General features: G+C 61.5%; 8 protein-coding genes and 1 riboswitch. Of the genes, 6 read left to right on the plus strand and 2 right to left on the minus strand.

Annotated features, from left to right (window positions below; translation table 11 throughout):
- Window positions 1-51 precede the first annotated feature (51 nt).
- Window positions 52-2,859 carry a valine--tRNA ligase gene (locus tag CLU92_RS23570; RefSeq protein WP_101483829.1) on the minus strand — a complete coding sequence of 936 codons (2,808 nt, stop codon included), beginning with the start codon at window positions 2,857-2,859 and terminating at the stop codon, window positions 52-54.
- A 493-nt stretch (window positions 2,860-3,352) separates the two neighbouring features.
- Here CLU92_RS23570 and CLU92_RS23575 point away from each other — a divergent pair, with 493 nt between their 5' ends.
- Window positions 3,353-4,402 (plus strand): porin, encoded by a 1,050-nt coding sequence (locus CLU92_RS23575; RefSeq protein ID WP_101483830.1) that lies wholly within the window; start codon window positions 3,353-3,355, stop codon window positions 4,400-4,402.
- Here the strand turns inward: CLU92_RS23575 and CLU92_RS23580 are convergent.
- Window positions 4,399-6,483 (minus strand): bifunctional diguanylate cyclase/phosphodiesterase, encoded by a 2,085-nt coding sequence (locus tag CLU92_RS23580; protein ID WP_101483831.1) that lies wholly within the window; start codon window positions 6,481-6,483, stop codon window positions 4,399-4,401. The two genes, CLU92_RS23575 and CLU92_RS23580, sit on opposite strands and share 4 nt — an antisense overlap.
- 237 nt (window positions 6,484-6,720) lie before the next feature.
- On the opposite strand from CLU92_RS23580, the gene CLU92_RS23585 reads away from it, so the two are divergent.
- The 5 genes from CLU92_RS23585 (at window position 6,721) to thiC (ending at window position 13,117) form a co-directional block, all read left to right on the plus strand.
- Window positions 6,721-7,461: a Crp/Fnr family transcriptional regulator gene (locus CLU92_RS23585; protein WP_101483832.1), complete on the plus strand. Its 741-nt coding sequence runs from the start codon at window positions 6,721-6,723 to the stop codon at window positions 7,459-7,461.
- A gap of 56 nt (window positions 7,462-7,517) precedes the next feature.
- Entirely contained in the window at window positions 7,518-9,761 is a 2,244-nt protein-coding gene (locus CLU92_RS23590; RefSeq protein ID WP_101483833.1) for a PAS domain-containing hybrid sensor histidine kinase/response regulator, read from the plus strand.
- A 28-nt stretch (window positions 9,762-9,789) separates the two neighbouring features.
- Window positions 9,790-10,596, plus strand: coding sequence for a response regulator (locus tag CLU92_RS23595; RefSeq protein WP_101483834.1), 807 nt, complete (start codon window positions 9,790-9,792; stop codon window positions 10,594-10,596).
- 39 nt (window positions 10,597-10,635) lie between these two features.
- The gene (locus CLU92_RS23600) at window positions 10,636-10,890 is read left to right on the plus strand and encodes a hypothetical protein (protein WP_101483835.1); all 255 of its coding nucleotides are present in this window, start codon (window positions 10,636-10,638) and stop codon (window positions 10,888-10,890) included.
- Window positions 10,891-10,997: 107 nt separating this feature from the next.
- Window positions 10,998-11,113, plus strand: a riboswitch (TPP riboswitch).
- A 90-nt stretch (window positions 11,114-11,203) separates the two neighbouring features.
- Window positions 11,204-13,117, plus strand: coding sequence for a phosphomethylpyrimidine synthase ThiC (thiC, locus tag CLU92_RS23605; RefSeq protein WP_101483836.1), 1,914 nt, complete (start codon window positions 11,204-11,206; stop codon window positions 13,115-13,117).
- Window positions 13,118-13,135 lie beyond the last annotated feature (18 nt).

Genomic DNA, 13,135 nt, shown 5'->3' on the forward strand with positions numbered 1-13,135 from the left:
CGGTACTGCGCGGCGTCACGGATGACGCCGCGCAATCCTTCCAAACTTGCCTTATGCGCTGGCTAGTTTAGCAAACTGTTCGCGCAATTTTTCAATTGTGGCCGAAAAACTGAGCAAACGCTCGTTTTCTTGCGCAACGATGGCGGCCGGGGCGCGCGCGACAAAGCTCTCATTGCCTAATTTGCTATTTACTTTGGCAATTTCCGCTTCGATGCGGGCGATTTCCTTGCCCAGGCGTTCGCGTTCGGCGGCCACGTCGATTTCCACTTTCAGCATCAGCTTGGTGGTGCCGACGATGGCGACGGCCGCAGGCGAGTCCGGCAGCGCATCGACGATCTGCACTTCGGCCAGCTTGCCCAGCGACTGGATGTAGGGCGCATACGATGCCAGCGCTTCTTTCTCGCTGGCATTGCCCGCTTCGACGATCAGCGGCACGCGCACGGAAGGAGAAATTTGCATTTCGCCGCGCAGGTTGCGCGTCGCATCCGTCAAGGCTTTCAGTTGCTGCATCCACGCTTCGGCCGACTCGTCGATCTTGTCGGTATTGGCGATCGGATACGGCTGCATCATGATGGAATCACCTTCCGCCTTGAGCGTCTTGCCGGCCAAAGGCGCCACCGTTTGCCACAGCGCTTCCGTGACAAACGGGATGATCGGATGGGCCAGGCGCAATACCACTTCCAGCACGCGCAGCAGGGTGTGGCGGGTGGCGCGTTGCTGGCCTTCCGTGCCCTGTTGCACTTGAACTTTCGCCACTTCCAGGTACCAGTCGCAATACTCGTCCCAGACGAATTTGTAGATGGTGGCGGCGATGTTGTCGAAACGGAAGTCTTCAAAGCCCTTGGCCACGTCCAGCTCGGCCTTTTGCAGCAGGGAGATGATCCACTTGTCCGCTTGCGACAGGTCGGCGTCATTCGGCGTGCAATCCTTGCCTTCCGTATTCATCATGACGAAACGGGTAGCGTTCCACATCTTGTTGCAGAAGTTGCGGTAGCCTTCGCAGCGGCCCAGGTCGAAGTTGATGTTGCGGCCCAGGGAGGCATAGCTGGCCATGGTGAAGCGCACGGCGTCCGTGCCGTAGGCCGAAATGCCTTCCGGGAATTCCTTGCGCGTCGCCTTGGTGATTTTTTCCGCGTCGCGCGGGTTCATCAGGCCCGTGGTGCGCTTGACGATCAAGCCTTCCAGGTCGATGCCGTCGATCAAGTCGATCGGGTCCAGCGTATTGCCCTTCGACTTGGACATCTTCTGTCCCGTCGAATCGCGCACCAGGCCGTGCACGTAGACAGTTTCAAACGGTACCTTGCCCGTGAAGTGCGCCGTCATCATGACCATGCGCGCGACCCAGAAGAAGATGATGTCGAAACCCGTCACCAGCACGGACGACGGCAGGAAAGCCTTCATGTCCGGCGTTTCTTCAGGCCAACCCATGGTAGAGAATGGCACCAGGGCCGACGAGAACCAGGTGTCGAGCACGTCGTCATCGCGCTTCAAGGGCCCCGTGCTGCCGGCGGCCACGGCCTTGGCTTGCGCCTCAGCTTCCGTCTTGGCAACGAAGATATTGCCCTTGTCGTCGTACCAGGCCGGGATTTGATGGCCCCACCACAGCTGGCGCGAGATGCACCAGTCCTGGATGTTGTTGAGCCACTGATTGTAGGTGGTGCTCCAGTTTTCCGGCACAAACTTGATTTCGCCATTGGCAACCTTGTCCAGTGCCGTTTCGGCGATCGACTTGCCTGGGAAGAAAGTGCCTTCCGGGGCCGGCTTGCTCATGGCGACGAACCACTGGTCCGTCAGCATCGGCTCGATGACGACGCCAGTGCGGTCGCCGCGCGGCACCATCAGTTTGTGCGGCTTGACTTGCTCGAGCAAGCCTTGCGCATCGAGGTCGGCGACGATCTGCTTGCGTGCGGCGAAGCGGTCCATGCCGCGGTAGGCTTCAGGTGCGTCGTCGGTGATCTTCGCGTCCAGGGTCAGAATGACGATCTGCGCCAGTTTGTGGCGCTGGCCGACGGCGTAATCGTTCATGTCATGCGCGGGGGTAATCTTCACGCAGCCCGTGCCGAATTCCTTGTCGACGTATTCGTCGGCGATGATGGGAATTTCACGGTCCGTCAGCGGCAGTTTCAGCATCTTGCCCACCAGCGCTGTGTAGCGCTCGTCCGTCGGATCGACGGCCACGGCCACGTCGCCCAGCATGGTTTCAGGACGGGTCGTTGCCACCGTCAGGAAACCGCTGCCATCGGCCAGCGGGTACTTGATGTACCACATGGAGCCGTCTTCTTCTTCGGACACCACTTCCAGGTCGGACACGGCCGTGCCCAGCACGGGGTCCCAGTTGACGAGGCGCTTGCCGCGGTAGATCAGGCCTTGCTCGAACAGGCGCACGAAGACGTCGGTGACGACTTTCGAGCGCGGTTCATCCATCGTGAAGTATTCGCGCTGCCAGTCGGCCGAGGCGCCCAGGCGGCGCATCTGGCCGGTGATGATGGAACCGGATTTTTCTTTCCATTCCCACACTTTTTCCACGAATTTCTCGCGGCCCAGGTCATGGCGCGAAATCTTTTGCGCGTCCAGCTGGCGTTGCACGACGATTTGCGTGGCGATGCCCGCGTGATCGGTGCCGGGAATCCAGGCCGTGTTGTGGCCCAGCATACGGTGGTAGCGGGTCAGGCCATCCATGATGGTCTGGTTGAACGCATGGCCCATGTGCAGGGTGCCGGTGACGTTCGGCGGCGGCAACTGGATGCTGAAGGAAGGTTTTCCGGCATCGAGGGTGGCGGTAAAGTAACCGCGCTGTTCCCACTCGGTGCGCCAGAATTGTTCAATGTCGGCGGGCTCGAAAGACTTGGCTAATTCCATGATTTGGCGTGTGATTGGCAAAAGGAACCATTATAGATGACGCGGCATCGCCCGCAGCGTGGCAACTGGCCTTTTTCAGTGTTTTGGCGGCTTTGCGGGCCGTTTTCCCGCAACAGAACGGGGATAAACGCGCTGCCGATGTTATAATGCCGGCCTCGGCGCCTCCTGCCCCATCTTTGCGGACGGCGCCTGCAGACGCAGTTTTATCCAACTCCCGTCCGCGCCACAAGGCCAGCGCATCAGCGATGCCAGCCATTTCAGAGCGTCCCCTTCGGGCCGGGCGCCTGAGCCACGCGCACCCTCAGCGGTGCACCATTCACGGCGGAATCAAAGCGGCTCGTTATTGCGCGCCGCTGCCGCCACAGCTTAGCCAGGAATGTTGTTATCTGGCCCGTCGTCTTTCGATACGGCATGTCACTACAGCGCGCCTTGACGCCTGTGGCCATGCCATGGCCGCGCGCTTTCCCGGTTTTGCTTTTACAAGGAAACCACCATGAAGAAAATCTCGTTCACCATCCGCCTTGTTTCGACCATCGCCAGCCTGGGCGCCATTCCCCTTGCCTATGCTCAGTCCTCCGTCGACGTGTACGGCCTGATGGATGCGGGCCTGGTGCAGGAAGGCGGCATTAGCAAGCTCACCAGTGGTGTGTCGGCCGGCTCGCGCCTGGGCCTGCGCGGCACGGAATCGCTGGGCGACGGCTGGCAAGCCGTGTTCACCCTGGAAGCGGGTGTGCAGGGCGATACGGGCCGCTCGGACCAGGCGGGGCAATTGTTCGGCCGCCAGGCTTTTGTCGGCCTCGACAGCCCGCTGGGCATGCTGACCGTGGGGCGCCAGTACAACCTGCAAAGCCAGGCGCTGACTGACGTGGCCGATCCGTTCGAGGGCGGCCTGGCCGGGGCGGCGACCAACCTGGCCGGCTATTCGGCCACGCGCATCGACAACACCGTGCGCTACACCTCGCCCGAGCTGCGCGGCGTCACGGCCACCGTCATGTTTGGCTTTGGCGAACATACGGGTGTTGTGGCCGATCAACGTTCGCTGGGTCTGGCCCTCGGTTATGTCAACGGCCCACTGACCCTGCGCCTGGCGCGCCAGAGCCGTGCCGGCGAGCCGGGCAAGGCCGACGTGAACAACACCATTTTGGCCGGCAACTACAACTTCGGCGTGGCCACCGCGTTTGCCGGCTATGGCCGCAACACGGGCGATGGCAGCACCATGTTCTTTGCGGAAAACCCGTATGGCGCGGCGCAGGCGCCAACCCGCTCAAGCGACAGCCGCGACGCCATCGTCGGCGTGTCCGTGCCGCTGGGCGCGACCACCTTGCTGGCCTCGTACGTGCGCAAGGATGACCGCGACGCGGCCAACCGCGATGCGCAGCAGCTGGCCATCGGCGCCACGTATGCCTTGTCCAAGCGCAGCAAGGTGTATCTTGCTTACGCGCATATCCGCAACCGCAACGACGCTGCCTACATGGTGGGCAATGCCACGGAAGTGGGCACGGGCAACCGCGCGCTGAATATCGGCTTGCGTCACGCGTTTTAAGCGGCCAGCATTTTTCTCTGCAGCAACAGTTCCTCGAAGGCGTCTGCGGTCAGCGGGCGGCTGAACAGATAGCCCTGCATCTGGTCGCAGCCGTGCTGGCGCAGGAAGGCCAGCTGCTGCGGCGTTTCCACGCCTTCGGCGATCACTTTCAGGCGCAGGCTGTGCGCCAGCGAAATGATGGCGCGCACGATGGCCACGTCATCGTCGCTGTTTGTGATGTCGCTGACGAAGGTCTTGTCGATTTTCAGCACGTCGATGGGGAAGTGGCGCAGGTAAGCCAGGCTGGAATAGCCGGTGCCGAAGTCGTCGATGGACAGTTGCACGCCCAGCGCCTTGAGGTTGCTCATGATGGCCGTGGCTTGCTCCACGTCATGCATGACCATGCTTTCCGTTAATTCCAGTTCCAGATGGGTGGCATCGAGGCCTGTCTCGGCCAATGCCTGCGCCACCGCGTGCAGCAGATTCCTTTGTTTGAATTGCCGCGCCGACAAGTTGACGGCCAGGCGCAGCCGGCCATGGCCGGCCAGTTGCCAGGCGCGCGTTTGGGCGCACGCCGTGTGCAGCACCCAGTCGCCGATGGGGGTGATCAAGCCCATTTCCTCGGCCAGGCTGATGAAGCTGGCAGGTGGAATACGCCCCAGTTGCGGATGGTGCCAGCGCAGCAGTGCTTCCATGCCCACCACCTTGCCGCTGGCCAAGTCCAGCTGGGGTTGATATTCGAGGTGAAACTGTCCCCGTTCCAGGGCGTGGCGCAACTCGCTTTCCAGTCCCAGCCGCTCCAGAGTGCCCGCGTTCATGCTCGATGCATAGAATTGCCAGTGGCCCCGTCCCTGTTCCTTGGCGCGGTACATGGCGATGTCGGCATGCTTGATCAGGGTGTCGGCATTCTGGCCATCGTCGGGATACACGGCCACTCCCATGCAACAGCTGAGAAAAAATTCATATTCGCCCAGTTGCAGCGGCTGCGCCACGGCGTCCTGGATGCGCTGCAGGATAGCCGCGCCCGGTTCTCCATTGCCATGCTGGGGCAGCAGCAGCACGAATTCGTCGCCGCCCAGGCGCGCCACCGTGTCGACTTCGCGCGTGGCGCCGCGCAGGCGCTCGGCCACGTTTTTCAGCACGCTGTCGCCCGCATCGTGGCCCAGGGTATCGTTGACGAATTTAAAGCGGTCGAGGTCGATGAACACCACCCACAGGGGCATGCCGCTGCGCCGCGTCACGGCCATCGCCAGTTCCAGCCGTTCCCGCAGCAGGGCCCGGTTGGCCAGGCCCGTGAGGATATCGTGCCGCGCCTGGAATTCCAGCTCCTGTTCGAAGCGCATGACGGTGCTGATGTCGTATTGCTCCACGACAAAGTGGCTGACGGTGCCATCGCCATCGTCGCGCACGGGAGCGATGAACAGCTCGCTCCAGTAGCAACTGCCATCCTTGCGGAAATTGCGCACGATGGCCTTGCCTTCGCGCTGTTCGCGCAGGGCCGCCGTAATTGGGTGCATGTCTTGCCGCCCTTGCGCGGGACCCTGCAAGTCTGCCAGGCGCTGGCCGATGACTTCCGCGGCCACATAGCCGGTGATGCGTTCGAAGGCGGGATTGACGTATTCGATCAGGTAGCCCGGTGCGTCGGCGCTGCACAGGATGATGGCATTGGCCGACACTTCGATGATGCGTTCGCGCAAACGCAACGACTTCTCATTGTGCATGCGCGCGGCAATGTCTTCGGACAGGCGCAAATTGGCAAACTGCAGCGCCACCGTGCGTTCGCCCGTGATGCGGGCAATCACGGAATTGCGCGTCACAAGCTGAAAGACATAGGCGGTTGCCAGCAGGCTCGACAGTAATCCACCCAGCAGTACATACAGGGAGCCGCGATGGTTCGCATTGAAGCTCATGCCGCTGGCTGGCAGCAGGGCGGCGCCCAGCGTGTGCCCGCTGGCGTGGTACTCCAGCAGCAGCCGGGTGCTTTCCGACTCGATCTGGAGCGCCGAGACATAGCACAGGGCCGTCAGGCACAGCCCGACCGCCAGGGTGATCAGGGCCGAGGTGGAAACGGAAGTGGAAATACGTTTGAAGAATGATTGCATGATGGCGTCCGGTAGCAGCGCCGGTGCCGATCCATGATCCGGCAGCCCTGGCAGTGATGCCCACTGTAGGGCGCGCGGCACATGGCAGTCCGTTCGCTGGCGAACGGACAAGCATGCCTACAAGAAATATAGTGGGCACTGTGCAAGCGCTGTGTTACGCTGCTGCATATGGCGCCCCTCGTTCGGACGTCTTACCTCTATCCCCTAGCTGACGACTGGAAACCAGGAAAACTGCCCATGTCGAGTCCGCATGCCCAGCTGCACAACCCGAATCAAAACCATTTGCTCGCCGCCATGCTCGACGCCGATTTCGCGCGCCTGGCCCCTCACCTGGAGCAAGTCTCCATGTTGCTCGGTGACGTGATCTACGATTCGGGCGATAAGCTCCAGCATGTGTACTTTCCCACCACGGCCATCGTTTCACTGCACTATCTGCTGGAAAACGGCGGCTCGTCGGAAATCGCAGGCGTGGGCAATGAAGGCGTGGTGGGCGTGTCTCTGTTCATGGGCGGCAACTCGACACCGAGCCGCGCCGTGGTGCAGACGGGTGGCGTCGGCTATCGCCTGAAGGCGCATTTGCTGATGGAAGAATTCGACCGCGCCGGTCCCGTCATGCGTTTGCTGCTGCGCTATACGCAAGCCTTGATCACGCAAATGTCGCAGACGGCCGTGTGCAACCGCCACCATACGGTAGAGCAGCAGCTGTGCCGCTGGCTGCTGCTGACCATGGACCGGCTGCCGAACCGCGAGCTGACCATGACGCAGGAACTCATCGCCAACATGCTGGGCGTGCGCCGCGAAGGCGTGACGGAAGCGGCGGGGCGCTTGCAGGCGCGCGGTTTCATCAGTTACCGGCGCGGCCATATTTCCGTGCTGGACCGCGCCGGCCTCGAAGGCCATGTGTGCGAATGCTATGGCGTGGTCAAGAAGGAATTCACGCGCCTGCTGTCGGACGTGCGCCAGCGCCAGGCGCACTGAACACCGCACCTGATACCGCATTTCCCTTCTTATCGTTGTCATTGCCCAGGCTCATCATGCAATCTATCGAAAACATCCCCCCGCGCGCGCCGTCGCGCTGGCCCATGGCGCTGGCGTTTTCGTTCAGCGCCGTCGTGTTGCTGGCCGTCGGCGTGCTGGCCTGGCGCGCGCCGTTCGAGACGGCATGCGTCATTGACGCGCTGGTATTTTTGCTGCTGATGCTGCTCGCGGCGCTGTACCGGCGCACGGTGTCGGCCAGCCTGCCGCGCCAGTTGCTCAAAGCGGGTGCCTTGCAGGATGCGATTTTCAACAGTGCCAATTTTTCCTGCATCGCCACCGATGCGCAAGGCGTGATCCAGATTTTCAATGTGGGCGCCGAACGCATGCTCGGCTATGAAGCCAGCGACGTGGTCGACAAGCTGACGCCGGCCGGCATTTCCGACGCGCAAGAAATCGTTGCGCGCGCTGCCGCCCTCAGTGCCGAACTCGACACCGTTATCACGCCGGGCGTGGAAGCGCTGGTGTTCAAGGCCTCGCGCGGCATCGAAGACATTTACGAATTGACCTACATCCGCAAGGATGGCAGCCGCTTCCCGGCCATGGTTTCCGTGACGGCCCTGCGCGACGCGCAGAGCAAGGTCATCGGTTACTTGCTGATCGGCACCGACAACACGGCGCGCAAGCAGGTCGAGGCGGAACAGGCGCAGCTGGACCAGCGCTTGCGCGAGCAGCAGTTCTACACGCGCTCTCTGATCGAATCGAATATCGATGCCCTGATGACGACGGACCCGCGCGGCATCATCAGCGACGTCAACCAGCAGATGGAAGCGCTGACGGGCTGCACGCGCGACGAATTGATCGGCGCGCCGTGCAAGAATTATTTTACGGAACCAGAACGGGCCGAGGAAGCCATCGCGCGCGTGTTGCGTGAAGGAAAGTTGACCAATTACGAGCTGACGGCCCTGGCGCGAGACGGCAAGCAGACGGTGGTGTCGTACAACGCGTCGACCTTCCATGACCGCGACCGCAAGCTGCAGGGCGTGTTTGCCGCCGCCCGCGACGTGACGGAACGCAAGCAGTTCGAGCAAGCCTTGCAAGACACGAATATCGAAATGGAAAAGGCCCGCCAGGCGGCGGAAAAGGCGAACCTGGCGAAGTCCGAGTTTCTATCGAGCATGAGCCATGAATTGCGCACGCCCTTGAACGCCGTCCTGGGCTTTGCCCAGCTGATGGCGTCCGAGACGCCGGCGCCAAGCTTGCCGCAACAGCGCTCGATCGACCAGATCCTCAAGGGCGGATGGTATCTCTTGCGCTTGATCAATGAAATCCTCGACCTGGCCATGATCGAGTCGGGTAAGGTCACCATGTCGCAAGAGGCGATGTCCCTGCTCGACGTGCTGCAGGATTGCCAGGCGATGATCGCGCCGCAGGCGGAAAAGCGCGGCATCAGCATGCATTTCCCCCGCTGCGGCAAGGCCTTCTATGTGCATGCCGACCGCACGCGCGTGAAACAGGTGATGATCAATCTGCTGTCGAACGCCATCAAATATAACCAGAGCGGCGGCAGCGTGAAGGTCGAGTGCAGCCGCCACGGCGACCGGGTGCGCGTCAGTGTCACCGACAGCGGCGCCGGCCTGAATGCCGAACAGATGAGTCAGCTGTTCCAGCCCTTTAACCGCCTGGGCCAGGAAAGCAGCACGGAAGAGGGCACGGGCATCGGCCTGGTCGTCACCAAGCAGCTGGTCGAATTGATGGGCGGCACCATCGGCGTCGACAGCACGGTGGGCGTGGGTACCACTTTCTGGGTCGAATTCAAGGCCTCGCGCGCGCCGGAGCTGCATCTGGAAGAGGGGTCAGTGCTGCCGGTGGTGCCGGAGAACCAGGAAAGCCAGCGTACTCTGCTGTACGTGGAAGACAATCCCGCCAACCTGGCACTGGTGGAGCAACTGATCGCCCGTCGCAGCGATTTGAAATTGCTGACGGCCGTCGATGCGCACCTGGGCATCGACCTGGCGCGCACGTATCAACCGGACGTGATCTTGATGGATATTAACCTGCCCGGCATCAGCGGCTATGGCGCCCTGCACATCCTGCACGACGATCCGCTCACCAGCCACATTCCCGTGATGGCCCTGTCCGCCAACGCCGTGCCGCGCGACATCGAGAAAGGCCTGGAAGCGGGCTTCTTCCGCTACCTGACCAAGCCGATCAAGGTCGTCGAATTCATGGATGCGCTTGACGTGGCCCTGCACCATGCGGCCGAGCACGGCCTGGCCGACGACATTCACACAGTACGCTAATTCAGCACTTCATTTTAGGAACACCGCCATGCTTCAAGCCACCGAGATCCTGAACGCCAGCATTCTCATCGTCGATGACCAGGAGGCTAACGTCATGCTGCTGGAACAGGTGCTGCGCAATGCCGGCTATACGCGCATCACTTCCACCATGGACCCGCAAGCCGTGCGCGCGCTGCATCAGCAGCACCGCTACGACTTGATCCTGCTCGACTTGCAGATGCCGGAAATGGATGGCTTCGAAGTGATGGAAGGCTTGCGCGACATCGAGGCCGGCAGTTATCTGCCCGTGCTGGTGATCACTGCCCAGCCAGGCCACAAGCTGCGCGCGCTGCAGGCGGGCGCCAAGGATTTCGTCAGCAAGCCCTTCGACCTGGTGGAAGTGAAGACGCGCATCCACAATATGCTGGAAGTGCGCTTGCTGTACCAGAAGCTGGCCGAATACAACAAGTCGCTGGAACTGATGGTGGAAGAGCGCACGGCGGAGTTGCGCGAAAGCGAAGCGCGCTTCCAGCGCTTCACGGAACTGTCGTCCGACTGGTACTGGGAACAGGATGCGCAAGGCAATCTGACGCGCTTTTCCGGTCCCGTGGCTGAAATGCTGGGCATCGGCAGCGAGGAAGAGCCGCAGCGCTGGAACGCGGCCGAGCGCGCCTTGCTCGATGCCAAGATTGCTGCGCGCGAACCGTTTCTCGACTTCATCTACAGCCGCGCCAACCTCGATGGCAGCACGCAGTACCTGCAGGTCAGCGGCGAACCGATGTTCGACAATGGCAGCCGCTTCATCGGCTACCGCGGTATCGGCCTCGACGTCACGGAGCGTCATCGCAGCGCCTGATTTATACTTGCTGCTATCGACATCCACAAGGAAAGCACCATGGCTGACAAATCTCCCTCCTACTGGTTTCCCGCCAAGACCTATGGCTGGGGCTGGGGCTTGCCCATCACGTGGCAGGGCTGGCTGGTGTTCCTGGCCGCGTTGGCGCTGTTCGCCTGCGGCGCCTTCCTGTTTCCCCCGCAAACCATGCTGGCAGGCTATATCGTGTATGAAGTGGCCATCGTTGCCGCGCTGATCGCCGTGTGCCAGTGGAAGGGCGAACCGACCGCCTGGCGCTGGGGCAAGAAGAAATAGACGTGCCGGCATCTGCTGCATTGCAGCAGATGCACATAGGAGACAAAGCAAGAAATCATCTGGCCACGCGGCGCGAACCGCGTATAATTGGCTCGCTGCCGCAAGGCGGCAAACGCTAGGGGTCCTGCCTTTCGCTGTGGAAACACAGTGCAAGCGCGGGTGAGAAATACCCTCCGAACCTGATCTGGATAATGCCAGCGAAGGGAAGCTTTAGGATGAACGCACCTCGCTTTTCCGCGTGCGCAATTCCGAACCTCCTTAGCTGGCTCCAGGCTATAAATAGTCTAGCTGCAAGTCTAGCCAAGGAGCCAAAATGAACGCCAACCCGAAATTCCTCTCTGCCACCGCCACGGTCGACGAAGCCGCCATCGCGCCACTGCCCAATTCGCGCAAGATCTATGTGGAAGGCAGCCGCCCCGACATCCGCGTGCCCATGCGGAGAATCAGCCAATCCGACACGGAAGCGTCGTTCGGTGGCGAAAAGAATCCGCCGATCTACGTGTACGACACGTCCGGCCCCTACACGGACCCGGACGTGCAGATCGATATCCGCTCGGGCCTCGATACGCCGCGCCTGCCGTGGATCATGGAACGTGCCGACACGGAAGAATTGCCCGGTCCGACCTCCGACTACGGCATCGCTCGCCTGGCGGACCCGAAGCTGGCCGAGCTGCGCTTCAATTTGCACCGCAAGCCGCGCCGCGCCATCGCCGGCAAGAACGTGACGCAAATGCATTACGCGAGGCGCGGCATCATCACGCCGGAAATGGAATTCGTGGCGATCCGCGAAAACATGCGCCGCCAGGAGTATTTGCGCGAACTGAAAGCCTCCGGCCCCATGGGCGAACGCTTGGCCGAGCTGATGGGCCGTCAGCACCCTGGCCAGTCGTTCGGCGCCAGCATACCTGCGGAAATCACGCCGGAATTCGTGCGCGAGGAAATCGCCCGCGGCCGCGCCATCATCCCCGCCAACATCAATCACCCTGAAGTCGAACCGATGATTATCGGCCGCAATTTCCTGGTAAAAATCAACGCCAATATCGGCAATTCGGCCGTCACCTCGTCGATAGGCGAGGAGGTGGAAAAAATGACCTGGGCCATCCGCTGGGGCGGCGATAACGTGATGGACCTGTCTACCGGCAAGCACATCCACGAAACGCGCGAATGGATCGTGCGCAACAGCCCCGTGCCCATCGGCACCGTGCCCATCTATCAGGCGCTGGAAAAGGTCAATGGCAAGGCTGAAGACCTGACGTGGGAAATTTTCCGCGACACTCTGATCGAGCAGGCAGAGCAGGGTGTCGATTACTTCACCATCCACGCGGGCGTGCTGCTGCGCTATGTGCCGATGACGGCCAAGCGCCTGACGGGCATCGTCTCGCGCGGCGGCTCCATCATGGCGAAATGGTGTCTGGCGCACCACCAGGAATCGTTCCTGTACACGCATTTCGAAGACATCTGCGAAATCATGAAGGCGTATGACGTGTCGTTCTCGCTGGGCGACGGCCTGCGCCCCGGTTCCATCTACGACGCCAACGATGAGGCGCAGCTGGGCGAACTGAAAACCCTGGGCGAACTGACGCAAGTGGCCTGGAAGCACGACGTGCAAGTGATGATCGAAGGCCCGGGCCACGTGCCCATGCAATTGATCAAGGAAAACATGGACTTGCAGCTGGAGCAGTGCGGCGAAGCGCCGTTCTACACGCTGGGGCCGTTGACGACCGACATCGCGCCTGGTTATGACCACATCACGTCGGGCATCGGCGCGGCCATGATCGGCTGGTATGGCACGGCCATGCTGTGCTACGTGACGCCGAAGGAACACCTGGGCCTGCCCAACAAGGCCGACGTCAAGGACGGCATCATCACCTACAAGATCGCTGCGCACGCGGCCGACCTGGCAAAAGGCCATCCGGGCGCACAAATCCGCGACAACGCCCTGTCGAAAGCCCGCTTCGAATTCCGCTGGGACGACCAGTTCAACATCGGCCTGGACCCGGACAAGGCGCGCGAATTCCACGATGAAACCTTGCCCAAGGATTCGGCCAAGGTGGCGCATTTCTGCTCCATGTGCGGCCCCCACTTCTGCTCGATGAAGATCACGCAGGAAGTGCGTGAATACGCGGCCGGCATGGGCATCGCGGAAGACAAGGCGCTCAAGCAGGGTATGGAAATCAAGGCCATTGAATTCATCAAGAACGGCGCCGAGCTGTATCGCAAGGTCTGAAGGGGAGCGTGATGCCTG

The sequence above is a fragment of the Janthinobacterium sp. 61 genome (assembly GCF_002846335.1).
In the GTDB taxonomy this organism is placed as follows: domain Bacteria; phylum Pseudomonadota; class Gammaproteobacteria; order Burkholderiales; family Burkholderiaceae_D; genus Janthinobacterium.